The 405-nt window shown below is 69.9% G+C and carries 1 protein-coding gene; it reads left to right on the top strand.

Annotated features, from left to right (window positions below; translation table 11 throughout):
• Window positions 1–405: DUF2083 domain-containing protein (locus tag sphsw_RS18075; protein WP_160172669.1), on the top strand; the 405-nt coding region annotated here is incomplete at both ends.

The following is a 405-nucleotide window of genomic DNA, read 5'->3' as shown; positions in this document are numbered from 1 at the left end:
GGCAACATCACCAAGCGCCACTCCGCCACCCGCCTCCAGTTCGCGCGCTTCGGTGGCGCCTGTCCCTTGTGGATCGTCCACGAAGCGGTCGCGATCCCCGACCGCATCCTGACGCAATTGCTCGAGACCAGCGACGGCATCCGCTACGTCTCGATGGCCAAGGGGCTGGTGAAACCGTCCGAAACCTATACCCGGCCCGCGCGCCGCTATGCGGTGGCGCTGGGCTGCGAGGAAGCGAACGCGTCCGAATTCATCTACGCCGACGCGCTCGGCACCGGCGGCATCGCCACCCCGATCGGCGCATCCTGCCGCATCTGCCTCCGCCCCGACTGCGACCAGCGCGCCTTCCCCCCCGCCGCCAGCGAAATCCGCGTCGACCCCAACCGCCGCGGCGCGGTCCCGTAT

Origin of the sequence: Sphingomonas sp. FUKUSWIS1, from assembly GCF_000733135.1 — a bacterium.
In the GTDB taxonomy this organism is placed as follows: domain Bacteria; phylum Pseudomonadota; class Alphaproteobacteria; order Sphingomonadales; family Sphingomonadaceae; genus Sphingomonas; species Sphingomonas aerolata.
The sequence above is the reverse complement of the archived record's forward strand: the minus strand, read 5'-3'. Positions and strand labels throughout refer to the sequence as shown.